Annotated in this window: 26 protein-coding genes and 1 pseudogene; 20 read left to right on the top strand and 7 right to left on the bottom strand. The window is 33.6% G+C overall.

Annotated elements, in window-relative coordinates:
- Window positions 1–24 precede the first annotated feature (24 nt).
- The 6 genes and pseudogenes from JG553_RS10205 (at window position 25) to JG553_RS10180 (ending at window position 4,731) form a co-directional block, all read left to right on the top strand.
- Window positions 25–303: a TIGR04197 family type VII secretion effector gene (locus JG553_RS10205; RefSeq protein WP_000987949.1), complete on the top strand. Its 279-nt coding sequence runs from the start codon at window positions 25–27 to the stop codon at window positions 301–303.
- Between the two features lie 14 nt (window positions 304–317).
- Window positions 318–686 (top strand): hypothetical protein, encoded by a 369-nt coding sequence (locus JG553_RS10200; protein WP_000066352.1) that lies wholly within the window; start codon window positions 318–320, stop codon window positions 684–686.
- Window positions 674–970, top strand: coding sequence for a DUF4176 domain-containing protein (locus JG553_RS10195; protein ID WP_000447710.1), 297 nt, complete (start codon window positions 674–676; stop codon window positions 968–970). Before JG553_RS10200 ends, JG553_RS10195 begins: the two co-directional genes overlap by 13 nt.
- 333 nt (window positions 971–1,303) lie before the next feature.
- Window positions 1,304–2,410, top strand: coding sequence for an NAD(P)/FAD-dependent oxidoreductase (locus JG553_RS10190; RefSeq protein WP_001163751.1), 1,107 nt, complete (start codon window positions 1,304–1,306; stop codon window positions 2,408–2,410).
- Window positions 2,404–3,743 (top strand): annotated as a pseudogene (locus JG553_RS10185) (nucleoside recognition domain-containing protein). Before JG553_RS10190 ends, JG553_RS10185 begins: the two are co-directional and overlap by 7 nt.
- Before the next feature lie 97 nt (window positions 3,744–3,840).
- On the top strand, window positions 3,841–4,731 hold the full coding sequence (locus JG553_RS10180) for a CobW family GTP-binding protein (protein ID WP_000706519.1): 891 nt from the start codon (window positions 3,841–3,843) through the stop codon (window positions 4,729–4,731).
- Window positions 4,732–4,877: 146 nt separating this feature from the next.
- Here the strand turns inward: JG553_RS10180 and JG553_RS10175 are convergent, their stop codons facing one another.
- From JG553_RS10175 to JG553_RS10160, 4 genes are all read right to left on the bottom strand, one after another.
- Window positions 4,878–5,708, bottom strand: coding sequence for an alpha/beta hydrolase (locus JG553_RS10175; protein ID WP_000448905.1), 831 nt, complete (start codon window positions 5,706–5,708; stop codon window positions 4,878–4,880).
- A 19-nt stretch (window positions 5,709–5,727) separates the two neighbouring features.
- Window positions 5,728–6,738, bottom strand: a complete 1,011-nt coding sequence (locus tag JG553_RS10170) for an amidohydrolase family protein (RefSeq protein ID WP_000836423.1) — start codon at window positions 6,736–6,738, stop codon at window positions 5,728–5,730.
- Between the two features lie 97 nt (window positions 6,739–6,835).
- Window positions 6,836–7,540 carry an SDR family NAD(P)-dependent oxidoreductase gene (locus tag JG553_RS10165; protein WP_000161829.1) on the bottom strand — a complete coding sequence of 235 codons (705 nt, stop codon included), beginning with the start codon at window positions 7,538–7,540 and terminating at the stop codon, window positions 6,836–6,838.
- The gene (locus JG553_RS10160; RefSeq protein WP_001224188.1) at window positions 7,533–8,090 is read right to left on the bottom strand and encodes a TetR/AcrR family transcriptional regulator; all 558 of its coding nucleotides are present in this window, start codon (window positions 8,088–8,090) and stop codon (window positions 7,533–7,535) included. The genes JG553_RS10165 and JG553_RS10160 overlap by 8 nt, the downstream gene beginning before the upstream one ends.
- A gap of 130 nt (window positions 8,091–8,220) precedes the next feature.
- Here JG553_RS10160 and JG553_RS10155 point away from each other — a divergent pair, with 130 nt between their 5' ends.
- Genes JG553_RS10155 through JG553_RS10145 form a run of 3 tightly spaced genes read left to right on the top strand, consistent with a single transcriptional unit; the run spans window position 8,221 to window position 9,755 of the window.
- Window positions 8,221–8,520 (top strand): DUF2316 family protein, encoded by a 300-nt coding sequence (locus JG553_RS10155; RefSeq protein WP_000055846.1) that lies wholly within the window; start codon window positions 8,221–8,223, stop codon window positions 8,518–8,520.
- 19 nt (window positions 8,521–8,539) lie between these two features.
- Window positions 8,540–9,361 (top strand): NmrA/HSCARG family protein, encoded by an 822-nt coding sequence (locus JG553_RS10150; RefSeq protein ID WP_000651837.1) that lies wholly within the window; start codon window positions 8,540–8,542, stop codon window positions 9,359–9,361.
- 16 nt (window positions 9,362–9,377) lie between these two features.
- Window positions 9,378–9,755, top strand: a complete 378-nt coding sequence (locus JG553_RS10145) for a VOC family protein (protein WP_000616227.1) — start codon at window positions 9,378–9,380, stop codon at window positions 9,753–9,755.
- Window positions 9,756–9,904: 149 nt separating this feature from the next.
- Here JG553_RS10145 and JG553_RS10140 read toward each other — a convergent pair whose 3' ends face one another.
- The 3 genes from JG553_RS10140 to JG553_RS10130 form a co-directional block, all read right to left on the bottom strand.
- Window positions 9,905–10,135: a DUF896 domain-containing protein gene (locus JG553_RS10140; RefSeq protein WP_000697134.1), complete on the bottom strand. Its 231-nt coding sequence runs from the start codon at window positions 10,133–10,135 to the stop codon at window positions 9,905–9,907.
- A gap of 219 nt (window positions 10,136–10,354) precedes the next feature.
- A complete protein-coding gene (locus tag JG553_RS10135; protein WP_001795157.1) occupies window positions 10,355–10,855 on the bottom strand; it encodes a hypothetical protein in 501 nt (166 codons plus the stop codon).
- A gap of 197 nt (window positions 10,856–11,052) precedes the next feature.
- A complete protein-coding gene (locus JG553_RS10130; RefSeq protein ID WP_011447076.1) occupies window positions 11,053–11,622 on the bottom strand; it encodes a TetR/AcrR family transcriptional regulator in 570 nt (189 codons plus the stop codon).
- Between the two features lie 184 nt (window positions 11,623–11,806).
- Here JG553_RS10130 and JG553_RS10125 point away from each other — a divergent pair, with 184 nt between their 5' ends.
- From JG553_RS10125 to JG553_RS10075, 11 genes are all read left to right on the top strand, one after another.
- Window positions 11,807–11,905, top strand: coding sequence for a hypothetical protein (locus JG553_RS10125; protein ID WP_223223613.1), 99 nt, complete (start codon window positions 11,807–11,809; stop codon window positions 11,903–11,905).
- A gap of 126 nt (window positions 11,906–12,031) precedes the next feature.
- The gene (locus JG553_RS10120; RefSeq protein ID WP_000200684.1) at window positions 12,032–13,087 is read left to right on the top strand and encodes a PTS sugar transporter subunit IIC; all 1,056 of its coding nucleotides are present in this window, start codon (window positions 12,032–12,034) and stop codon (window positions 13,085–13,087) included.
- A gap of 607 nt (window positions 13,088–13,694) precedes the next feature.
- On the top strand, window positions 13,695–14,396 hold the full coding sequence (gene isaA / locus JG553_RS10115; RefSeq protein WP_000751267.1) for a lytic transglycosylase IsaA: 702 nt from the start codon (window positions 13,695–13,697) through the stop codon (window positions 14,394–14,396).
- Between the two features lie 275 nt (window positions 14,397–14,671).
- A complete protein-coding gene (locus JG553_RS10110; RefSeq protein WP_000996735.1) occupies window positions 14,672–15,160 on the top strand; it encodes a GNAT family N-acetyltransferase in 489 nt (162 codons plus the stop codon).
- A 511-nt stretch (window positions 15,161–15,671) separates the two neighbouring features.
- Window positions 15,672–17,483 carry an acyltransferase family protein gene (locus tag JG553_RS10105; RefSeq protein WP_000379821.1) on the top strand — a complete coding sequence of 604 codons (1,812 nt, stop codon included), beginning with the start codon at window positions 15,672–15,674 and terminating at the stop codon, window positions 17,481–17,483.
- Between the two features lie 360 nt (window positions 17,484–17,843).
- Entirely contained in the window at window positions 17,844–18,611 is a 768-nt protein-coding gene (locus JG553_RS10100) for a CHAP domain-containing protein (protein WP_000725225.1), read from the top strand.
- Between the two features lie 174 nt (window positions 18,612–18,785).
- Window positions 18,786–19,274 carry a glycosyl-4,4'-diaponeurosporenoate acyltransferase gene (gene crtO / locus JG553_RS10095; protein ID WP_001795496.1) on the top strand — a complete coding sequence of 163 codons (489 nt, stop codon included), beginning with the start codon at window positions 18,786–18,788 and terminating at the stop codon, window positions 19,272–19,274.
- Window positions 19,267–20,760 (top strand): phytoene desaturase family protein, encoded by a 1,494-nt coding sequence (locus JG553_RS10090; protein ID WP_000160456.1) that lies wholly within the window; start codon window positions 19,267–19,269, stop codon window positions 20,758–20,760. The genes crtO and JG553_RS10090 overlap by 8 nt, the downstream gene beginning before the upstream one ends.
- A gap of 5 nt (window positions 20,761–20,765) precedes the next feature.
- Window positions 20,766–21,893 (top strand): 4,4'-diaponeurosporenoate glycosyltransferase, encoded by a 1,128-nt coding sequence (crtQ, locus tag JG553_RS10085; RefSeq protein WP_000871731.1) that lies wholly within the window; start codon window positions 20,766–20,768, stop codon window positions 21,891–21,893.
- Window positions 21,894–21,929: 36 nt separating this feature from the next.
- On the top strand, window positions 21,930–22,793 hold the full coding sequence (gene crtM / locus JG553_RS10080) for a 4,4'-diapophytoene synthase CrtM (RefSeq protein WP_000178307.1): 864 nt from the start codon (window positions 21,930–21,932) through the stop codon (window positions 22,791–22,793).
- A gap of 11 nt (window positions 22,794–22,804) precedes the next feature.
- Window positions 22,805–24,313: a phytoene desaturase family protein gene (locus tag JG553_RS10075; RefSeq protein ID WP_000686168.1), complete on the top strand. Its 1,509-nt coding sequence runs from the start codon at window positions 22,805–22,807 to the stop codon at window positions 24,311–24,313.
- The last annotated feature ends 256 nt before the right edge of the window (window positions 24,314–24,569 follow it).

Genomic DNA, 24,569 nt, shown 5'->3' with positions numbered 1-24,569 from the left:
TAATTTAAATGGAGAGAGGTGTAAATGATGAGTACAGTTCAAAGTGATATTTTTAAGACCAATAGTGCATCATCATCTATTAAAAGCGCTGTTGAAACATGTAATAATGTGTCGAAACCGGATAAAGATGAAAGTACAACAGTAAGTGGAAATAATAATGCTCATAGTGTGATAGATGATTTGATGAGTAAGAATCAATCTGTTGCTGAAGCAATACGAACTGCGAGCGATAATATACAAAAAGTTGGTGAGGCTTTTGACCAAACTGACGTAATGATTGGTAATGAAATTGGTAAAAATTAAAACGTGGTGAAATGATGTCGAATAAACTGGATGAAATCAATAAAATAATCACAGCGAAACATGAGCAAATGGATGACTTATATGATGAAAAGCGAGAGGTTAAAGCATTGATAGATGAAAGTGATGCGCTTAATCATTCGATAGATCAATTATATCAACATTTAGGTGAGCGTTATTATAGTAGCAATATGGCTAGTCGTATGGAACAGTTCCGCGATGAATTTCATTTTGCGAAACGACGTTCAACGGAAGCGTTATACGAGCAGCAACAGCAAATTCAACATGGCATTCGTAAAGTGGAAGAAGAGATGATTGACTTGGAAATGCGAAGGAATGTTGAAATTGAGACGGTGACAAAGGAGGAAAATAAATGGAAACAATAGGAAGCATTATTTATTTAAAAGAAGGTTCGCAAAAGTTAATGATTATTAATAGAGGACCAATTGTAGAAATTGAAAATCAAAAGTATATGTTTGACTATTCTGCATGTAAATATCCGATTGGTGTTGTAGAAGATGAAATTTATTATTTTAACGAGGAAAATATAGATTCAGTTATTTTTAAAGGTTATTCTGATCAAGATGAGGTTAGATTTCAAGAGTTGTTTGAAAATATGAAACAAAATTTGGATAGTGAAATACAACGTGGAGAAGTTACACAACAATAAAGAAATACTTTTTCTTTATTGGGGTGGGACGACGAAATAAATTTTGTAAAAATATGATTTCTGTCTCACCGCCAAAATGTTATCTCCAAGTACTGAGGCTGGATGATACCATGAAATGTCATTCATAATCATTTGAACTAAACGTAGCAGCCTTAAATTTTAAAAAAAGACACATACCAACTTCCGAAATGTAGATGAATTCTCTACAATAACGGAAGTTTTTCTTTTAATATTGAAATTTCTCAAGGATAGGTCTATACTTTATAAATCGTAATTATTACGATTTATAATCAAAAACAATAACTTGAAATAGATCATTGAGGGAGTGTTAATATGCAACATCATAAAGTGGCTATTATCGGTGCCGGTGCTGCAGGTATAGGTATGGCCATTACCTTAAAAGATTTCGGTATAACAGATGTCATTATTTTAGAAAAAGGAACAGTAGGACATTCATTTAAACATTGGCCGAAATCGACCCGTACGATCACGCCATCATTTACGTCTAATGGATTTGGCATGCCTGATATGAATGCAATTTCCATGGATACTTCACCAGCATTTACATTTAATGAAGAACATATTTCCGGAGAAACATATGCTGAATATTTACAAGTGGTTGCCAACCATTACGAGCTGAATATCTTTGAAAATACAGTTGTCACAAATATATCTGTAGATGATGCATATTATACGATTGCAACGACAACAGAGATATATCACGCGGATTATATCTTTGTCGCAACAGGTGATTATAATTTCCCTAAAAAGCCATTTAAATATGGTATTCATTATAGTGAAATTGAAGACTTTGATAACTTTAATAAGGGGCAATATGTGGTTATCGGAGGTAATGAAAGTGGCTTTGATGCTGCATATCAACTTGCAAAAAATGGCTCTGACATCGCACTTTATACTAGCACAACCGGTTTAAATGATCCGGATGCTGATCCTAGTGTTAGATTGTCACCTTATACACGTCAGCGACTAGGTAATGTCATTAAGCAAGGTGCTCGCATCGAAATGAATGTACATTATACAGTTAAAGATATTGATTTTAACAATGGACAGTATCATATCAGTTTTGATAGCGGACAAAGTGTGCTTACACCTCATGAACCAATACTAGCAACTGGCTTTGATGCAACAAAAAATCCAATCGTTCAACAATTATTTGTGACAACAAATCAAGATATTAAATTAACAACACATGATGAATCGACACGTTATCCGAATATTTTTATGATTGGTGCAACAGTTGAAAATGATAATGCCAAATTATGCTATATCTATAAATTTAGAGCGCGATTTGCAGTACTTGCACATCTTTTAACACAGCGGGAAGGCTTACCAGCTAAACAAGATGTCATTGAAAATTATCAAAAAAATCAAATGTATTTAGATGATTATTCATGTTGTGAAGTGTCATGCACATGTTAGAAGTGAAATATGATATGAGAACTGGGCATTATACGCCCATACCTAATGAACCTCATTATTTGGTTATTAGTCATGCGGATAAACTTACCGCAACAGAAAAAGCGAAATTAAGATTATTAATCATAAAACAGAAATTAGATATTTCATTGGCAGAAAGTGTAGTTTCTTCGCCTATAGCGAGTGAACATGTGATAGAACAATTGACACTATTTCAACATGAGCGACGACATTTAAGACCTAAAATAAGTGCGACATTTTTAGCCTGGTTGTTGATATTTTTAATGTTTGCATTGCCAATCGGTATCGCTTATCAATTTTCAGATTGGTTTCAAAATCAGTATGTGTCAGCATGGATAGAATATTTAACTCAAACAACATTGCTCAATCACGATATATTACAGCATATATTATTTGGTGATTATGGTGTGCTATCACTTGGAACATATTCGCTCGTATGGGCATTGCCGGTTGTAATATTGATTAGTTTATCAACTGCTATAATTGATCAAACAGGACTCAAATCATGGATGATATGGGCAATTGAACCGTCAATGTTATGGATAGGATTACAAGGTAATGATATCGTGCCACTATTAGAAGGGTTTGGATGTAATGCAGCAGCTATTTCACAAGCAGCACACCAATGCCATACCTGCACGAAGACACAGTGTATGAGTTTAATAAGCTTTGGTAGTTCTTGTAGTTATCAAATAGGTGCGACATTATCTATTTTTAGTGTAGCTGGAAAGTCATGGCTATTTATGCCGTACTTAATATTAGTACTTTTAGGTGGCATCTTACATAAAGGATATGGTTGAAAAAGAATGATCAACAACTTAGCGTTCCGCTACCTTATGATAGGCAATTACATATGCCAAATATACGTCAAATGTTGCTACAAATGTGGCAAAATATACAAATGTTTATCGTTCAAGCGCTACCTATTTTTATCACAATCTGTCTTATTGTTAGTATTTTATCACTAACGCCAATTTTGAATGTTTTATCACAAATATTTACACCTATATTATCGTTATTAGGCATCTCGTCAGAATTGTCACCAGGGATTTTATTTTCAATGATTCGAAAAGACGGCATGCTCTTGTTTAATTTGCATCAGGGCGCCTTATTACAAGGAATGACAGCAACACAGTTACTACTACTTGTGTTTTTTAGTTCAACATTTACAGCGTGCTCGGTCACAATGACGATGCTTTTGAAACATTTAGGTGGTCAGTCAGCACTAAAATTAATTGGAAAGCAAATGGTGACATCATTGTCTTTAGTTATTGGTGTAGGCATCATTGTTAAAATAGTAATGCTGATTATTTAAAAAAAATGAACTATAACTGAATATAGAGTCATGTCAGTCAATAGGAGATCTATCTTGGAATATGCTATTCATATGAAGTATAAGAGGAGAGTCGCAGATGAAAATAGTTATTATAGGTGGGTTTTTAGGTGGCGGTAAAACGACTGTCTTAAATCATTTGCTCGCTGAATCATTAAAGGAATCGCTGAAACCAGCAGTCATCATGAATGAATTTGGGAAAATGAGTGTTGATGGTGCCTTAGTATCTGAAGACATACCTTTAAGTGAACTGACAGAGGGGTGTATCTGTTGTGCAATGAAAGCAGATGTATCAGAACAGTTACATCAATTATATTTAAAAGAGCAACCAGACATTGTATTTATTGAATGTAGTGGGATTGCAGAACCGGTCTCTGTCTTAGATGCTTGTTTAACGCCTATTTTAGCTCCGTTTACAACAATTACACATATGATTGGTGTAATAGACGCAAGCATGTATAAACACATTAAATCATTCCCTAAAGACATCCAAGGCTTATTTTATGAGCAATTAGCATATTGTTCTGTCTTATTTGTTAATAAAATAGATTCAGCAGATGTTGAAACAACGAGCAAACTATTGAAAGATTTAGAAGTTATTAACCCAGAGGCCGATATACAAGTCGGTATGCATGGCAGCGTCACTTTGCCAATATCAGTTAGACAAATGACAGCAACTTCTGACAATAAACATAAGTCTTTACATCAAATGATTAATCATCAATTTGTGCAATCACCAGTCAAATGTACTAAAGCAGAGTTTATAAAACGTTTAGCATGCCTTCCGTCTCATATTTATAGGTTGAAAGGGTTTATGACATTTGAAGACACCGCACATACGTATCTCATTCAATTTACACAAGGACAATATGAATTAACACCTGTAGCATTTTCAAAAAAAGTGCCAGAATATTTGGTGCTTATCGGAAAGGGTATTTCAAAAGAAGACTATCAATGTTTGGAACAGTAGTGTTTTCAGTGGAAGAGAATGGTTAACATGCCTTCATGTATAATAACGAGTTGATTTGAACGTTTAAGCGTAAATAAAAATAAGCTTGGTCAGCCATCAAATATAATTTGAAAACTGTCCAAGCTGTTTTATTAGAGAACAATCAATTAACCCCACATATTTAATAATACATCAGCAAAGCCTTCAGGTTTTTGAATATAACCTAAGTGACCGCCTGGAATATCTACAATAGGTATGCCAGTTTCTTTATTTATATAAAAGTTAACATCTTGTGGGAAGGAGCCTCTAGAATCTGTCCCATTTAGTAGGGTGATTTTATCGCTGTATTTTGTGAAATCATCCAAAGTAATATCTGAATGCGTATATTGTCTAATTTCAAATTCTGACCAGAACATCGTACGTTTGTACTGTTCTATACGTCCTTCTTCAGTATCAGCAGGTTGAGACATCATTTTTGCATCAATTGGTGCGATATTTAATGTTTCGCCAAATGTTTTCATGCCTTTTTCTAAGCCTTCTGTTAAAATTTGATGCACAATGTCATCATTTTTATCTTTCCAATAAGTACTGTCTGGTAAAAATGTATTAATTGGTGGTTCGTGAAATGCAATCTTTTTAACGACTTCAGGGTAATCTTTTAACACATGCATCGCAACGATTGAACCTGAACTTGAACCTAATATATAGACAGGTTCATCACTTAATGACTTTGCAAGTTCGGCAATGTCCTGTGCGTCGCGTTTGACACGATAATCACTGTCAGGGTTTGAAGCGGAATCAGGGAGTGGTTCAGTTAACTCGCTTTCTCCATAATCACGACGATCAACGGCTACAACAGTAAAATGGTCTTTTAACTGTTCTGCAAGAGGCAGAAAAATGTCTCCGGTACCGTTTGCACCAGGAATAAAGATGAGCACGGGTCCTTGTCCGACTTGGTGGTATCGTAATTTAGCGCCTTGTAATTCTAAAGTTTCCATATTCAATGACCTCCATTTGTTAATTGTTAGGTGATAAACCTAATAATTTAGCACCATTTGTATAACTTATTTTCTCTTTTTCTTCATCTGTTAAACCCAGTTCATCTAAAAATACACCTAATTTTTCAGGCTCAATATATGGATAATCAGCAGCATAAAGAATTCTATCAATACCTACTTCTTTCTTGACTAAATCAAACTGTGGCTTCGTTAACATGCCACTCGGTGTGATATAAAAATTATTTTTAAAGTAATAGCTTACAGGGTGGTTCAAATGTTCAGCGAATAAAGCTTCATCCATACGTTCTAAGAAGAATGGGATAAACTCACCCCAATGTCCAATAATCATATTTAACTTTGGATAACGATCAAAAATACCAGATAATACTAGATGTATTGTATGAATGCCGACATCAATGTGCCAACCATAACCAAAACAAGCAAATGTTGCCGCAGTTACTTCAGGATAATTTCCTTTATAGTATGATTGATAAATGTCACTGTTAACTGGCGCGGGATGTAGATAAATCGGTACGTCTAAATTTTCAGCTGTTTTGAAAATAATGTCATATTTGTCTTGATCAAGAAAACCATCTTGTGCACGTCCCATAATGAGCGCACCTTTGAATCCTAAATCATTGATGCAACGTTCGAATTCTCGCGCTGCGGCTTCAGGCTCATTGATAGGTAAAGTTGCAAAGCCTACAAAGCGATTGGGATATTGTGCAATATAGTTTGCCAATTGATCATTTGCTTTTTGACATAATTCAATGGCTTTCTGACCAACCAAATTTGAAGGAGAACCATTTCCATAAGATAAGACTTGAATTTGAACGTCTTGATTATTCATAAATTGGATACGTTCATCATGATGTGATAATTCGTCGGCATTTGTAAAACCTGTCTTTTTTTCAAGGCCTTCTAACATTACTTTCATCGGTACACCTTTAGGATCTGCTGATATCGCATTCATCGTTTCTTTTTGAATATCTTCAATGACATAATGTTCTTCAAACGTAATACTTTTCATTTACTTCGCCTCCATATTGTATTGCATGTTTATTGCATCTATTGCAGAAGCATTTTTTATATACCTCTAATTTCAATGTTTGTAACATAAAATTGATCTACCAAGGCATCTCTCCATCGCCATTAATAAATGTACCTGTTGGGCCATCTGCACCAATCGTTGCTAATTGAATGATTGGCTTGATTCCTTCAGAAACGTGTTTGGAATTATTACTAAAATCACCAACTAAATCAGTATTTGTAGCGCCTGGATCAGCAGCATTGATTTGCATGTTAGGTAATCCTTTAGCGTATTGTAGCGTTAGCATTGTTACTGCCGATTTAGACGAACAATAAGCTAATGAATTCACTTTAGATTCAGCTGTTTCGGGGTTTGTAACCATTCCAAATGAACCTAAACCACTTGATACGTTGACGACAACAGGTTGTTCAGATTTTTCTAAGAGAGGGACGAATGTATTCATCATTCGTACGATACCGAATACATTCGTTTGATATACTTCTTCAACGTCACGAGGTGTCAATTTGGAAGGTGCTGAAAATTGACCAGATATACCTGCATTGTTAATGAGGATATCAAGACGGCCTTCTTTTTCAGCAATCATGTTATAAGCATTTTTGACTGAGTAGTCACTTGTAACATCTAATTGTACATAATGAACACCTAATTTTTGTGATGCTTGTTGTCCTCTTACATCATTCCGAGAACCTATATAAACTTTGTAACCCAATGCTTTAAGTGCCTCTGCACTTGCATAGCCTAACCCTTTATTGCCTCCTGTGATTAACACAATTTTAGTCATTACGTCCCACCTCATCTAAATAAATGTTTAATAAATAATTTCTGTACGCTTCAATTGAAATATGGCGATGCTCTATTTGGAAGGCAAATACACTAGTTGATAATGATTGCAACAGCATATCTGTTTTGAACTTCGTGTAAGTGTCGTCATCGCTTTTAAATAAGTCATAATAAAAATCAAATAATTCTTGATAAAATGCGCTTTGGTAAAAACGTAATTTATTGTTGCCTGCTTCAATACATTGCAGTAGTGCCTTATTATCGATTTTAAATTGTAAAAGATAATCTAACGACACTTGCATAACCTCATAATTAGAATGATAGTCATCTTTAATTTGCTTAAAATGAGTGATAAAAATATCAAGGTCTCTTTGTATGACGTAGTAGCATAAATCGCTTTTATCTTTGAAATGTCGATACAATGTCCCCATACCGATACCTAGTTCTTTAGCAATACGATTCATACTAATGTTTTCAACGCCTTCTTCATCAAAAAGTTTGTGCGCTATTTCTTCAATTCGTTGCCTATTCTCTTTTGCATCTTTTCGCATGATTACACCTACTTAAAATTCTCTAAAATTGACAAACGGATAACTCTCCGTTTATTATAAAACGTGTTAAGAAAGTTAGCAATGAATTTGCAATAACTATTAAATATCATAAAAGAAAAGAGTGTTGATAATGTCTTTAAATAAAGAGCAAAGACGCATCACAGCTGAAGAGTTGCAAGCACATTTCGAAGCATCTACCTTATCGGTTCAAATGATTGCTGAAAAACTGAATGTCACTACAGAAGATGTGGAAAAAGTATTAGCTATGACAGCGCCACTAGGCATTTTTAGTCATCAATTACAACGATTTATTCATTTAGTATGGGATGTCAGAGATGTAATAAACGACAATATTAAAGGAAATGGACAAACACCAGAACCATATACGTATTTAAAAGGTGAAAAAGAGGACTATTGGTTTTTAAGATAAAAAGAGGAGTGGATCTAAAATGAAAGATATTTTAGTAATAGGCGCAACAGGGAAGCAAGGTAATGCAGTTGTAAAACAGTTGTTAGAGGATGGATGGTATGTAAGTGCATTAACTAGAAATAAGAATAATCGTAAACTTTCAGACATAGGACATCCGCATTTATCAATCGTTGAAGGTGATCTGAGTGATAATGTTAGTTTGCAATCAGCGATGAAAGGTAAGTATGGCTTATACAGTATTCAGCCAATCGTTAAAGATGATGTTAGCGAAGAATTAAGACAAGGTATGAAGATAATTGAAATAGCTGAGCAAGAAAATATTCAACATATTGTGTATAGTACTGCGGGAGGGGTTAATCGAAATCGAACTGGCCCACACTTTGAAGTACTAGCAAAAATAGAAAATAGATTAATGGAATCTAATATAAATGCAACAGTTATCAAACCATCATTCTTTATGGATAATTTTTTACGCATTGCTAAAGTCGAAGATGAACGTATTACATTACCAGAATTTATTAATCCGAATATAAAATTCACAATGATTTCTTCTATTGATATAGCTAAAATTGCATCGTATATTTTTGCACATCCACAAAGCTTTACGCATCAATCAATAGAGATTGGTTCCGATGAAGTTACATTAAGTGAAGCAGCAACAATTTTTAGTGAAGTGACAGGTAAATCTACTGTTATAGAAGGAGAATTTGTTAGTGGTGTTGCAGAAAAGCAATGGTTGGAAGAAAAAGGTTATGAAGTAGACTTTGAATTAATGGCTGAAATAAATCCAACAAGATTATCATTAAGTGATTGGCTTAAAGTCCAAAACTATAATAAGTAATGAATGGGGTGCAATCATGATTCAATCAATGTGGTTTAATTTGCATGTGCAAGATTTAGAAAAGAGCGCACAGTTTTATAAAGCGTTAGGATTTAAAATAAATAGAAACCCACAAATGTTAGATAAAATGGTCGGCATTCAAATAGGTCAAACAACCGTAATTTTAATAGAAAACAAGCATTTTCAAAATGTAAGTCAGCAAAGCCTTAATACTGAACCAAATGAAGTGATGATTTCTCTAGGTGTGAACACAAATGAAGAAGTTGACCAGTTGGTGAATAAAGTGAAAGAAGCGGGTGGCACAGTCGTTCAAGAACCAACAGTAAGCCAAGGGTTTTATGGAGCAATGTTCAAAGATCTTGATGGACACCATTTTAATTTTTTGGTCTGCTAAAATGAAATTCTCAAAAGAATAAATAAAAAGCCCATACAGAGATGAAGCGTAATGTGCACCATGGTGCGACACATTAGTGTCTTCAATCAGTATGGGCTTTGTTTATGAGGTCAGTTGGCACCTTAAGTGCAATACCTCGTGAGCAAATATTAATTTTGAATATAACCGTATTGTTGGCGAAGATCATAAACTTTATCTGGTGTGACATCCTGACCGATTGGATCAACCACTTTTATTGTGGAAAATGTTGTTAATACTTGTCCTCGGATCATGCTTAAGTAGTCTTGACGCAATGCATGTTGTTCTTGTTTTTCAGCTACAGTAAGTGGTTGTACTTTTTCTTTATTTGCAAGTTCATTAATTCTATCTAAAATTTTCATATTGTCATATCCTCCTTAGAATCAAGTGTTGATATATTTTGAGATTATTTTTATATGGTAATTTATCAACACATTAAGTAATGTTTTTAGTTTCTCGGTCTTTTGACCAGCAGATTTTTGGAATTAAAATAAGGGATTTGAGACACGATTTTACTAGTAGTACGATGGCAAAGTGATGTTATTGAAGTGTCGTTTGATATACATGTCTGCAATGTTGTTTTATAAGACAGGATGACGTAACTGAGCAAAGAAATGAGCATTGTCGAATGACATCGTGTGTCTTATTAAAATTGCAATGGGCATAGCATAGGTATATTCACAGTCGATTTTCTTGATTTCTACATTATCATAATACGTAGTGTAAAAGTTATACGACAGTCGATAGTCGATTCGCTTTTTACCACGAGCAATTATTATGTGTTGCTTCAACGTCGACTTTAATTTATTTGTAATGTATGTCACTACACCCAGACTACTCTGATTAATATTTAATATATTATGCGTGCGTTCAAACCCCTGAGGTTCATCTGTCTCGCTCACGTCAATCCCTCCTATCTTAGTATTTAAACAACGCATATCAACTATGCAACATATGTTGTTTAGACATACTATACTACTATGTCGTACGTTTGCCAATAAACACGCACATATCATTTGTTGCCTAAACAACATATTGCCTGAAGTGTTGTTTAAGTACGCAAAAACAAAAATGCTTGTCACTAAAATCTATATGTTTTAATGACAAGCTTATTTTCATTCAGTTAACGACTGCTAATATGACATTGTAGAGTATAGGACGTTGATTTATGTCCTAGACACGGCTAATCAATCGTAATACGTTAAATTTTATTGTGTGTACAAGTATGAACCTAAGTCACATAGTGATTTCAAGATGCATGACTAAATACCAAGTTTTATTAAAAATGTGCTATATGATGAATTAAAAATGGAAGGTTGCGATCGATAAACACATCGGCTGTCTCTTGACTCGTGTTAAACCAATGTAATGCTAAGCCTGAGATACCAGCTGCTAAAAAACTCGCACTATTTACAATGATATCTCGTTGATGCTCCGGATAGCTGTTTTCTAACATAATCGCAAAAATATCTTCTAATTCATTATTAATACGTTGATGTGCTTTGTTGCAAAATGCTTCACTATTTAATTCGCAAGACTTTGCAGCATCTTTGATATAACTCGCAATTGAAATGAAAATATTACGCAGAACCTTTTCATTAATGACATTAGAAATGCTCAAATTATCATTCAAGTCTTTTAAAATGGTTACAGATAATGTGTAGTCTAGGAGGTCTTCTTTATCAGCGAAATGAGCGTAAAATGTTGCACGATTTAGCGTAGCAATATCAGTGATATCTTTAACTGTAATTTGAGATAATTTCTTTTCTCTAGAAATTTTAAGAAAAGCATCGACAAGCAATTGTTTGGTTCTAACGATTCTTGGATCTATGGATTTACTTTCCATCATTTGTTCACTACCTAACATCTGTTGTTTTAACACTTATTATCAGTATCTTCTATTATATTGTCAATTGTGTTGATGATATGTAAGTGCTGATACGCTCCTAACAAATAATGTACCTTTTTGGTAAGCATTTGAATGTCTTTCTTCTATTGTATTAATGGATTTTAAAAATGAAGATAAAATAAAAGTGTATTGTAACAATATGTTTGAAAAATTGCCAATTTATTTATCTAAAAATTCAGAATTTTGTGATATACTATTTTTCATAGTCTTGAGTTATAGATGATACTGCTAGCCTAAATATAACAACATCGGCATGCACATCTTAGAATTTAAGCTAGTGGCAGCTTATAACTTAAGGCTCTTTATTATTTGCATACAGATGTATATACATAAATGGAAGGATGATATTATGACATCAATTAAAACAATTACACCCAAAGATTTTATATTTAGAGTTTTATCAGGTGTCGCCATAGGTATTGTTGCGGGTTTAGTTCCTAATGCGATACTTGGAGAAATTTTTAAATACTTTATGGATTATCATCCGATTTTTAAAACGTTATTAGGCGTTGTCGTTGCAATTCAATTTACAGTACCTGCTTTGATTGGTGCATTGGTTGCCATGAAATTTGACCTATCGCCATTAGCAATTGCTGTTGTGGCAAGTGCAGCATATGTAGGAAGCGGTGCAGCGCAGTTTAAAAATGGTGCTTGGATGATTACGGGTATTGGTGATTTAATTAATACAATGATTACAGCAGCGATTGCAGTGTTATTCATTTTACTTATTCAACATCGCGTAGGTAGTATGGCATTGATTGTATTCCCAACAGTTGTTGGCGGTATTTCAGGTGCAATTGGTGTTTTAATATTGCCGTATACGAAAATGATTACAACAGCCATCGGTAATATGGTTAATGGTTTTACAGAATTACAACCGATTGTCATGAGTATTTTGATTTCAATGGTATTTAGTCTTATTATTATTTCGCCACTATCAACTGTGGCCATTGCCTTTGCGATAGGTATTACAGGTTTAGCAGCTGGATCAGCGTCAATTGGTATCTCCGCGACTGAAGCAGTATTGATAATTGGTACAAGTAAAGTGAATCGTTTAGGGGTGCCGTTATCCGTCTTCTTTGGAGGCGTTAAAATGATGATACCTAATATGGTGAAATATCCAATTCTTATGTTACCAATATTAACGACAGCCATTGTATCAGGTTTGGTATCAGCATTAGTAGGTATTCATGGAACGAAAGAGTCAGCTGGATTTGGTTTTATAGGAATGGTAGGACCGATTAATGCATTTAAATTTATGGAGGTTGATTCTGCTTGGTTGAGTGTCTTACTAATTGTAGTAGCGTTCTTTGTTGTACCATTTGTAACAGCTTGGCTTGCAGATATCATTTATCGTAAAGTGTTTCGTTTATATACTAATGATATTTTTAAATTCATGGGATAATAACAGTATGTTTTTTGAAAATATGAGACCAAAAATTATTTAATGTTATTGTGAATTGCGAGAATGAAGTTGAACAATATAATTGAGCTGCAGTTTATTTGCGCTAATAAAAGATAAGACAATTCACAAAAGATGTGTGTTTTAAAACTTTGAATATACAACAATAATAGCAATCAATACATGTGTAGAAACATATTTGTTGATTGCTTTTTAATTGCGTTTAATGTACGAAAATAAGAGAAGTTACATGTCAGATATATTACAGCTATGTAACAAAAATACAATCTGTAATATTACGAAAGCTGTAATAGTTGAGCTAAATATAGTAAAAATCTTATGTGTTAAAGACTATTTCAAGGGTTGATTGGATTCTAAAGGGCACATATTTCACATTACAGTATAAAACAGCCATATTTCAACATTACAAATAACACTTGATATTGTAATGTTTTGTAAAGAAAGTGTAATTTACTGGCTGGTTTTTTGTGATATAGTGAGTACCGTTGAAAGAAATAAAAGACAATTTAAACTTGCACTACGACATTCAAATTCAAAATATAATTACTAAAAACATAAACTTACAATTATTACTGGAGGATTTTTTACTATGAAAAAGACAATTATGGCATCATCATTAGCAGTGGCATTAGGTGTAACAGGTTACGCAGCAGGTACAGGACATCAAGCACACGCTGCTGAAGTAAACGTTGATCAAGCACACTTAGTTGACTTAGCGCATAATCACCAAGATCAATTAAATGCAGCTCCAATCAAAGATGGTGCATATGACATCCACTTTGTAAAAGATGGTTTCCAATATAACTTCACTTCAAATGGTACTACATGGTCATGGAGCTATGAAGCAGCTAATGGTCAAACTGCTGGTTTCTCAAACGTTGCAGGTGCAGACTACACTACTTCATACAACCAAGGTTCAAATGTACAATCAGTAAGCTACAATGCACAATCAAGTAACTCAAACGTTGAAGCTGTTTCAGCTCCAACTTACCATAACTACAGCACTTCAACTACTTCAAGTTCAGTGAGATTAAGCAATGGTAATACTGCAGGTGCTACTGGTTCATCAGCAGCTCAAATCATGGCTCAACGTACTGGTGTTTCAGCTTCTACATGGGCTGCAATCATCGCTCGTGAATCAAATGGTCAAGTAAATGCTTACAACCCATCAGGTGCTTCAGGTTTATTCCAAACTATGCCAGGTTGGGGTCCAACAAACACTGTTGACCAACAAATCAACGCAGCTGTTAAAGCATACAAAGCACAAGGTTTAGGTGCTTGGGGATTCTAATTCCTTCATAATAAATAAAAGTAATGTTTAGACATTAAATATATAGCTCTTCCCATAGAAATTGGGGAGAGTTTTTTTATTAATTAAAAATACATTTTTTAAAAAGTGGATATTGAAGTTAGGGAAATTTATTGGACTTTATTGTATTACTGCTAAAATACTTGTCTTTATTAAGTGCCAAGTGGAATGAAACTTCATTTGAGGCTGTACTGAGTACACTAGATACAAACTAAACGCACATTTTATAATTAAATTAAATGAAAAAGGAGATAAAAATGGCTATAAACATAATTGAATATAATAGGTCTTATAAGGAAGAGCTAATCGAGTTTATTTTATCGATTCAAAAAAATGAATTTAATATAAAAATTGATAGAGATGATCAACCTGATTTGGAGAACATCGAACATAACTATTTGAATAATGGAGGGCAATTTTGGCTTGCAATAAACAATCATCAAAATATTGTTGGTACTATAGGTTTGATTAGACTAGATAATAATATGTCTGCACTTAAAAAAATGTTTGTTGATAAAGGTTATAGGAATTTAAAAATAGGTAAAAAACTTTTAGATAAAGTTATAATGACATGTAAAGAACAAAATATCGATGGTATTTATTTAGGAACAATTGATAAATTTATTAGTGCACAGTATTTTTATTCTAATAATGACTTCCGTGAAATTAAGCGAGGAGATTTACCAAGTAGTTTTCCTAAATTAGATGTAGATAATAGGTTTTATTACAGAAATTTAAAAGATTAATTCGATGCAATAATAATTGATATGACAATCTTAGTAATATTCATTTTAAAAGTGACACATAGCGTTTAAATATAAAGTCTGACGAGATATATCGTTTGGTTTACATTAGAGGATAGGCTGCATTTCGCTTTTTTTTCAATACATGTTAATTTATTCATTATATAAATTTTGAAAAAGTATATTCGAATAGCATATCTTAATGATTCTGTTACAGTAAGATGCATAAAATATAAAACGAACCTTTTTTTGTAAAAATATAATGAAAATAACAGTTATTTTGCTAAAAATTCAAGAATCTATGATAATCTATGTTATGTAGTAAAATCGACAAATTTATATGTGGTTTGCAGTAATGAAATCAACTGTAATAATTGTTTTCTACTTAATAAAAAATTTAAAACTATCTTAATTAAGGGTTAAATCAATTAATGAAAATCAGTGCAATATTTTATTTTCAAAAATATTGTGATATACTACAAAATAGAGAAAAATAAATGGGGCGTTTATTAACATGGATACAAAAGACTTTAAACGTTTAGAAAAAATGTATTCCCCGCGATACTTACCTGGATTAGATGGATTGAGGGCATTCGCAGTTATAGGAATCATTATTTATCACTTGAATGCACAATGGTTAAGTGGGGGCTTTTTAGGAGTAGATACATTCTTCGTTATTTCAGGTTATTTAATAACAAGTTTGTTGATAAGTGAGTATTATCGGACGCAAAAAATCGATTTGCTAGAGTTTTGGAAGCGACGATTGAAACGACTCATTCCGGCAGTGTTATTTTTAATCTGTGTCGTGCTTACGTTCACACTGATATTTAAACCGGAATTGATTATACAAATGAAACGAGATGCTATTGCAGCTATATTCTATGTTTCAAACTGGTGGTACATTTCACAGAATGTAGATTATTTTAACCAATTTGCTATTGAACCACTCAAACATTTATGGTCTTTAGCCATTGAAGAACAATTTTACTTGCTTTTCCCATTGGTTATCACGTTCTTATTACATAGATTTAAACCGAGAAATATTATTCAAACGCTATTTATTGTATCGTTGATTTCTTTAGGACTTATGATAGTGATTCATTTCATCACTGGAGATAATTCACGTGTGTATTTTGGGACAGATACACGACTGCAAACTTTATTGCTTGGTTGTATATTAGCATTTATTTGGCCTCCGTTTGCTTTGAAAAAAGATATTTCTAAAAAGATTGTCGTATCATTAGATATTATAGGGATATCTGGTTTTGCGGTTCTAATGACTTTGTTCTTTATAGTTGGAGACCAAGATCAATGGATCTATAATGGAGGATTTTACATTATATCATTTGCAACTTTATTCATTATTGCAATTGCGGTACATCCTTCTAGTTTATTTGCTAAATTTTTAAGTATGAAACCTTTACTAATTATAGGTAAACGATCATATAGCTTATACTTATGGCATTATCCTATCATTGTTTTTGTGAACAGTTATTACGTACAAGGACAAATACCGGTATACGTTTATATTATAGAAATTTTGTTAACAGCGTTAATGGCTGAAATTTCGTATCGCTTTATTGAAACACCTATACGTAAAAAAGGATTTAAAGCTTTTGCATTTTTACCTAAAAAGAAGGGGCAATTTGCTAGAACAGTGTTAGTTATCCTATTATTGGTTCCGTCTATCGTTGTGCTCAGTGGACAGTTTGATGCACTTGGCAAACAACATGAAGCCGAGAAGAAAGAGAAGAAGACGGAATTTAAAACAACGAAGAAAAAAGTCGTTAAAAAAGATAAGCAAGAGGATAAGCAGACAGCGAATAGCAAAGAGGATATTAAAAAGTCATCACCACTATTAATTGGTGACTCGGTCATGGTGGATATTGGTAATGTCTTTACTAAGAAAATACCAAATGCACAAATTGATGGTAAAGTTGGACGGCAACTCGTTGATGCTACACCAATTGTGAAATCGCAATATAAAGACTATGCTAAAAAAGGTCAAAAAGTTGTAGTAGAGCTTGGTACAAATGGGGCATTTACGAAAGATCAATTAAATGAACTATTGGATAGTTTTGGAAAAGCAGACATATATTTAGTTTCTATTAGAGTACCTAGAGATTATGAAGGTAGAATAAATAAATTAATTTATGAGGCAGCTGAAAAGCGCTCTAATGTACATCTAGTCGATTGGTATAAAGCTTCTGCAGGTCATCCGGAATACTTTGCATATGACGGTATTCACTTAGAATATGCAGGTAGTAAAGCGCTGACTGATTTGATTGTAAAAACGATGGAAACACATGCTACAAATAAGAAATAATTTGATGCACTAAACTTTTGAAATATTACATTACTTCTGATATTTATTATCAAAAATGATGTATTTCATTAAAAGTTTAGTGCTTTTTTATTTTCAAATCCCATAGTAACGGTGCAGAAAAAGTGTTGTAAACATTCTAATTGGTATATTACATTCAATGAAGCTTTATTAGGAACAGATTACATTATGATAACAAAGCCCGCAAGACACCTAATCTCTGTTATAGTTTGTTTTGTCGCAAAACTATAAAAGTTATAATTGTTTGCATACTAAAAAAATAAAAAATATAAAATTTAAAATAATTGAGTCGCTAATGACTATATGTATAGAGTGTTTTGATTATTGGGAGGATATTTAATTATGAAAAAAATCGTTACAGCTACAATCGCTACAGCAGGACTTGCCACTATCGCATTTGCAGGACATGATGCACAAGCCGCAGAACAAAATAACAATGGATATAATTCTAATGACGCTCAATCATACAGCTATACGTATACAATTGATGCACAAGGTAATTATCATTACACTTGGACAGGAAATTGGAATCCAAGTCAATTAACGCAAAACAACACATACTACTACAACAACTACAATACTTATAGTTATAACAATGCATCTTACAATAACTACTATAATCATTCATATCAATACAATAACTATACAAACAATAGTCAAACAGCAACAAATAACTATTATACTGGTGGTTCAGGTGCAAGTTATAGCACAACAAGTAATAATGTTCATGTGACTACAACTGCAGCGCCATCTTCAAATGGTCGTTCAATTTCTAATGGTTATGCATCAGGAAGTAACTTATATACTTCAGGACAATGTACTTATTATGTATTTGATCGTGTTGGTGGGAAAATTGGTTCAACATGGGGTAACGCAAGTAATTGGGCTAACGCAGCTGCATCATCTGGCTATACAGTGAACAATACACCAAAAGTTGGTGCTATCATGCAAACAACACAAGGCTATTACGGTCATGTTGCTTACGTTGAAGGCGTTAACAGCAACGGTTCTGTTCGTGTTTCAGAAATGAACTATGGACATGGTGCTGGTGTGGTTACGTCTCGTACAATTTCAGCAAACCAAGCAGGTTCATATAATTTCATTCATTAATCAAATGTAAATCAAATGACGTCAATATTCTCTAACATGAGAGTATTGGCGTTTTTGTTTTATATAAATATAAATGAGAGCGGTTTATTCACTGATCTTTAGGGAACTAAGTAATAAAGTGATAATTTATACTATGTCAGTATGATTGAGAGTGATTCAATTTAGATGAAAACCATGAAAAAATATATTAAAACAGCATTTTTTTGTAGTATGTATTGGTTAATTGTTCAACTAAATATAGCAAATTTAGGTACAAGAATTCCTGATAAGTATTTTCGTCAGAAGTACATAATATTTAAATCATTTAACTTTGAGAAGCATGGAAAATTTTGGAACAAATGGTTTTACGTAAGAAAATGGAAACATAAGATTTTAGATGGTCATCAGCTTAATCAAAATATATATGATCAGCGTCATTTAATGACAATCAATACTGATGAAATTGAAAAAATGATTATAGAGACAAAGAGGGCAGAGTTGATTCATTGGATATCGATACTTCCAGTCATCATATTCAATAAAGGCCCTCGTTTAGTAAAGTATATAAATATTTTCTATGCAATGATAGCTAATGTTCCAATCATTATTGTGCAACGCTATAATCGACCGAGATTAACGCAGTTACTACGCATATTAAAACGAAGAGGTGAACGTCATGACTAAACATATCATCGTTATTGGTGGTGGCTTAGGTGGGATTTCTGCAGCAATTCGAATGGCACAAAGTGGCTATTCGGTCTCATTATATGAACAAAATAATCATATAGGAGGCAAAGTGAATCGTCATGAATCAGATGGCTTTGGCTTTGATTTAGGTCCATCTATTTTAACGATGCCTTATATTTTTGAAAAATTATTCGAATATAGCAAGAAGCAAATGTCAGACTACGTTACAATCAAGCGATTGCCACATCAATGGCGTAGCTTTTTTCCAGATGGAACGACTATCGATTTGTATGAAGGTATTAAAGAAACAGGTCAGCATAATGCGATATTGTCGAAACAGGATATAGAGGAACTGCAAAATTATTTGAATTATACAAGACGAATCGATCGTATTACTGAAAAAGGGTATTTCAACTATGGTTTAGATACACTATCTCAAATTATTAAATTTCATGGGCCATTAAATGCTCTTATTAATTATGATTATGTACATACTATGCAACAGGCCATAGACAAGCGTATCTCGAATCCATACTTGCGACAAATGTTAGGCTATTTTATCAAATATGTAGGTTCTTCATCATACGATGCGCCAGCTGTATTATCTATGTTATTCCATATGCAACAAGAGCAAGGCCTTTGGTATGTAGAAGGTGGAATCCATCATTTAGCCAATGCCTTGGAAAAGCTAGCGCGTGAAGAAGGTGTCACAATTCATACAGGTGCACGTGTGGACAATATTAAAACATATCAAAGACGTGTGACGGGTGTCAGATTAGATACAGGTGAGTTTGTAAAGGCAGATTATATTATTTCAAATATGGAAGTCATACCTACTTATAAATATTTAATTCACCTTGATACTCAACGATTAAACAAATTAGAGAGGGAATTTGAGCCGGCAAGCTCAGGATATGTGATGCATTTAGGTGTTGCTTGCCAATACCCGCAATTAGCACATCATAATTTCTTTTTTACGGAAAATGCTTATCTCAATTATCAACAAGTTTTTCATGAAAAGGTATTGCCAGATGATCCGACCATTTATCTAGTAAATACGAATAAAACTGATCACACACAAGCGCCAGTAGGTTATGAAAATATCAAAGTCTTACCACATATTCCATATATTCAAGATCAGCCTTTTACCACTGAAGATTATGCGAAGTTTAGGGATAAAATTTTGGATAAATTAGAAAAAATGGGACTTACTGATTTAAGAAAACACATTATTTATGAAGATGTTTGGACACCGGAGGATATTGAAAAAAATTATCGTTCTAATCGTGGTGCAATATATGGTGTTGTAGCAGATAAAAAGAAAAACAAAGGATTTAAATTTCCTAAAGAAAGTCAGTATTTTGAAAACTTGTACTTTGTAGGTGGATCAGTAAATCCTGGTGGTGGCATGCCAATGGTTACATTAAGTGGGCAACAAGTCGCAGACAAAATAAACGCGCGAGAAGCGAAGAATAGGAAGTGATATCTATGAAATGGTTATCACGAATATTAACAGTAATAGTGACCATGTCTATGGCGTGTGGTGCATTGATATTTAATCGTAGACATCAGCTAAAGGCGAAAACGCTGAACTTCAATCATAAAGCATTAACAATTATTATTCCGGCTAGAAACGAAGAAAAAAGAATAGGTCATTTACTACATTCGATAATACAACAGCAAGTTCCAGTAGATGTCATTGTTATGAATGACGGATCGACAGATGAAACAGCACGTGTAGCACGTTCATATGGTGCGACTGTAGTAGATGTTGTTGATGATACTGACGGCAAATGGTATGGGAAATCACATGCTTGTTATCAAGGTGTGACGCATGCATGTACGAATCGCATTGCCTTTGTAGATGCTGATGTAACTTTCTTAAGGAAAGATGCTGTTGAAACGTTGATTAATCAGTATCAATTACAAGGTGAAAAAGGATTGTTAAGCGTACAGCCTTATCATATAACAAAGCGTTTCTACGAAGGGTTTTCAGCGATATTTAATTTAATGACAGTCGTTGGTATGAATGTATTTTCTACCTTAGACGACGGTCGGACTAACCAGCATGCATTTGGACCGGTGACATTAACAAATAAAGAAGATTATTATGCAACTGGAGGTCATAAAAGTGCAAACCGTCATATTATTGAAGGATTTGCTTTAGGAAGTGCATATACTTCACAATCATTGCCCGTAACAGTTTATGAAGGGTTTCCATTTGTTGCATTTCGCATGTATCAAGAAGGATTTCAGTCATTACAAGAAGGATGGACAAAGCATTTGTCAACTGGGGCAGGTGGCACAAAGCCTAAGATCATGACAGCAATTGTGTTGTGGTTGTTTGGTTCTATAGCGAGTATTTTAGGGCTATGTCTTAGTTTAAAATATCGCCAAATGTCTGTAAGAAAAATGGTAGCACTTTACTTGAGCTATACTACACAATTTATTTATCTGCATCGAAGGGTCGGCCAATTTTCTAATTTATTAATGGTATGTCATCCATTGTTATTTATGTTTTTTACTAAAATTTTCATCCAATCTTGGAAACAAACGCATCGTTATGGTGTAGTTGAATGGAAAGGTCGTCAATATTCTATATCTAAAGAACAATAAATCAAGGTAATGGCATTTCAATATAGGAGGACTAGTATGACAATGATGGATATGAATTTTAAATATTGTCATAAAATCATGAAGAAACATTCAAAAAGCTTTTCTTACGCTTTTGACTTGTTACCAGAAGATCAAAGAAAAGCGGTTTGGGCAATTTATGCTGTGTGTCGTAAAATTGATGACAGTATAGATGTTTATGGCGATATTCAATTTTTAAATCAAATAAAAGAAGATATACAATCTATTGAAAAATACCCATATGAACATCATCACTTTCAAAGTGATCGTAGAATCATGATGGCGCTTCAGCATGTTGCACAACATAAAAATATCGCCTTTCAATCTTTTTATAATCTCATTGATACTGTATATAAAGATCAACATTTTACAATGTTTGAAACGGACGCTGAATTATTCGGATATTGTTATGGTGTTGCTGGTACAGTAGGTGAAGTATTGACGCCGATTTTAAGTGATCATGAAACACATCAGACATACGATGTCGCAAGAAGACTTGGTGAATCGTTGCAATTGATTAATATATTAAGAGATGTCGGTGAAGATTTTGACAATGAACGGATATATTTTAGTAAGCAACGATTAAAGCAATATGAAGTTGATATTGCTGAAGTGTACCAAAATGGTGTTAATAATCATTATATTGACTTATGGGAATATTATGCAGCTATCGCAGAAAAAGATTTTCAAGATGTTATGGATCAAATCAAAGTATTTAGTATTGAAGCACAACCAATCATAGAATTAGCAGCACGTATATATATTGAAATACTGGACGAAGTGAGACAGGCTAACTATACATTACATGAACGTGTTTTTGTGGATAAGAGGAAAAAGGCAAAGTTGTTTCATGAAATAAATAGTAAATATCATAGAATATAGGTGGTTGAATAATGAAGATTGCAGTAATTGGTGCAGGTGTCACAGGATTAGCAGCGGCAGCCCGTATTGCTTCTCAAGGTCATGAAGTGACGATATTTGAAAAAAATAATAATGTAGGCGGGCGTATGAATCAATTAAAGAAAGACGGCTTTACATTTGATATGGGTCCCACAATTGTCATGATGCCAGATGTTTATAAAGATGTTTTTACAGCGTGTGGTAAAAATTATGAAGATTATATTGAATTGAGACAATTACGTTATATTTACGATGTGTATTTTGACCACGATGATCGTATAACGGTGCCTACAGATTTAGCTGAATTACAGCAAATGCTAGAAAGTATAGAACCTGGTTCAACGCATGGTTTTATGTCCTTTTTAACGGATGTTTATAAAAAATATGAAATTGCACGTCGCTATTTCTTAGAAAGAACGTATCGCAAACCGAGTGACTTTTATAATATGACGTCACTTGTGCAAGGTGCTAAGTTAAAAACGTTAAATCATGCAGATCAGCTAATTGAACATTATATTGATAACGAAAAGATACAAAAGCTTTTAGCGTTTCAAACGTTATACATAGGAATTGATCCAAAACGAGGCCCGTCACTATATTCAATTATTCCTATGATTGAAATGATGTTTGGTGTGCATTTTATTAAAGGCGGTATGTATGGCATGGCTCAAGGGCTAGCGCAATTAAATAAAGACTTAGGCGTTAATATTGAACTAAATGCTGAAATTGAGCAAATTATTATTGATCCTAAATTCAAACGGGCCGATGCGATAAAAGTGAATGGTGACATAAGAAAATTTGATAAAATTTTATGTACGGCTGATTTCCCTAGTGTTGCGGAATCATTAATGCCAGATTTTGCACCTATTAAAAAGTATCCACCACATAAAATTGCAGACTTAGATTACTCTTGTTCAGCATTTTTAATGTATATCGGTATAGATATTGATGTGACAGATCAAGTGAGACTTCATAATGTTATTTTTTCAGATGACTTTAGAGGCAATATTGAAGAAATATTTGAGGGACGTTTATCATATGATCCTTCTATTTATGTGTATGTACCAGCGGTCGCTGATAAATCACTTGCGCCAGAAGGCAAAACTGGTATTTATGTGCTAATGCCGACGCCGGAACTTAAAACAGGTAGCGGAATCGATTGGTCAGATGAAGCTTTGACGCAACAAATAAAGGAAATTATTTATCGTAAATTAGCAACGATTGAAGTATTTGAAGATATAAAATCGCATATTGTTTCAGAAACAATCTTTACGCCAAATGATTTTGAGCAAACGTATCATGCGAAATTTGGTTCGGCATTCGGTTTAATGCCAACTTTAGCGCAAAGTAATTATTATCGTCCACAAAATGTATCGCGAGATTATAAAGATTTATATTTTGCAGGTGCAAGTACGCATCCAGGTGCAGGCGTTCCTATTGTCTTAACGAGTGCGAAAATAACTGTAGATGAAATGATTAAAGATATTGAGCGGGGCGTATAAGGGAGTAGTCTAAGAGAAAGATGTGAGAAAAGTATAAGGGGAACGTAAAAGGCATAGTGAAATAAGTATGTGCTTAAGAAGTTTTATTTAACAATGAATGACGCCTGTTAAGGTTCACGTTTGAATACGTACCTTGATGGGCGTTATACTTTATATAAGCATATCTAACTGGTTGCGCATGCGGATATGCATGACAGTTAAATCATAACGATTGAGTGCATATTAATCTGAAAATTCCTAATATTGACAATAATAT

It is taken from the genome of Staphylococcus sp. T93 (assembly GCF_016743875.1).
Lineage (GTDB): Bacteria > Bacillota > Bacilli > Staphylococcales > Staphylococcaceae > Staphylococcus > Staphylococcus aureus.
This window is presented reverse-complemented; position numbering and strand designations above follow the sequence as displayed.

Coding starts and splice junctions, on each gene's coding strand:
- JG553_RS10170 (WP_000836423.1), bottom strand. CDS start 6,738: ATGAAAAGTATTACGTTTGAAGAACATTATGTCATTGAAGATATTCAA.
- JG553_RS10205 (WP_000987949.1), top strand. CDS start 25: ATGATGAGTACAGTTCAAAGTGATATTTTTAAGACCAATAGTGCATCA.
- JG553_RS10100 (WP_000725225.1), top strand. CDS start 17,844: ATGAAAAAAATCGTTACAGCTACAATCGCTACAGCAGGACTTGCCACT.
- JG553_RS10195 (WP_000447710.1), top strand. CDS start 674: ATGGAAACAATAGGAAGCATTATTTATTTAAAAGAAGGTTCGCAAAAG.
- JG553_RS10165 (WP_000161829.1), bottom strand. CDS start 7,540: ATGACTAAAATTGTGTTAATCACAGGAGGCAATAAAGGGTTAGGCTAT.
- JG553_RS10105 (WP_000379821.1), top strand. CDS start 15,672: ATGGATACAAAAGACTTTAAACGTTTAGAAAAAATGTATTCCCCGCGA.
- JG553_RS10190 (WP_001163751.1), top strand. CDS start 1,304: ATGCAACATCATAAAGTGGCTATTATCGGTGCCGGTGCTGCAGGTATA.
- JG553_RS10110 (WP_000996735.1), top strand. CDS start 14,672: ATGGCTATAAACATAATTGAATATAATAGGTCTTATAAGGAAGAGCTA.
- crtM (WP_000178307.1), top strand. CDS start 21,930: ATGACAATGATGGATATGAATTTTAAATATTGTCATAAAATCATGAAG.
- JG553_RS10145 (WP_000616227.1), top strand. CDS start 9,378: ATGATTCAATCAATGTGGTTTAATTTGCATGTGCAAGATTTAGAAAAG.
- JG553_RS10175 (WP_000448905.1), bottom strand. CDS start 5,708: ATGGAAACTTTAGAATTACAAGGCGCTAAATTACGATACCACCAAGTC.
- isaA (WP_000751267.1), top strand. CDS start 13,695: ATGAAAAAGACAATTATGGCATCATCATTAGCAGTGGCATTAGGTGTA.
- crtO (WP_001795496.1), top strand. CDS start 18,786: ATGAAAAAATATATTAAAACAGCATTTTTTTGTAGTATGTATTGGTTA.
- JG553_RS10200 (WP_000066352.1), top strand. CDS start 318: ATGTCGAATAAACTGGATGAAATCAATAAAATAATCACAGCGAAACAT.
- JG553_RS10140 (WP_000697134.1), bottom strand. CDS start 10,135: ATGAAAATTTTAGATAGAATTAATGAACTTGCAAATAAAGAAAAAGTA.
- JG553_RS10180 (WP_000706519.1), top strand. CDS start 3,841: ATGAAAATAGTTATTATAGGTGGGTTTTTAGGTGGCGGTAAAACGACT.
- JG553_RS10130 (WP_011447076.1), bottom strand. CDS start 11,622: ATGATGGAAAGTAAATCCATAGATCCAAGAATCGTTAGAACCAAACAA.
- crtQ (WP_000871731.1), top strand. CDS start 20,766: ATGAAATGGTTATCACGAATATTAACAGTAATAGTGACCATGTCTATG.
- JG553_RS10075 (WP_000686168.1), top strand. CDS start 22,805: ATGAAGATTGCAGTAATTGGTGCAGGTGTCACAGGATTAGCAGCGGCA.
- JG553_RS10120 (WP_000200684.1), top strand. CDS start 12,032: ATGACATCAATTAAAACAATTACACCCAAAGATTTTATATTTAGAGTT.
- JG553_RS10090 (WP_000160456.1), top strand. CDS start 19,267: ATGACTAAACATATCATCGTTATTGGTGGTGGCTTAGGTGGGATTTCT.
- JG553_RS10150 (WP_000651837.1), top strand. CDS start 8,540: ATGAAAGATATTTTAGTAATAGGCGCAACAGGGAAGCAAGGTAATGCA.
- JG553_RS10160 (WP_001224188.1), bottom strand. CDS start 8,090: ATGCGAAAAGATGCAAAAGAGAATAGGCAACGAATTGAAGAAATAGCG.
- JG553_RS10155 (WP_000055846.1), top strand. CDS start 8,221: ATGTCTTTAAATAAAGAGCAAAGACGCATCACAGCTGAAGAGTTGCAA.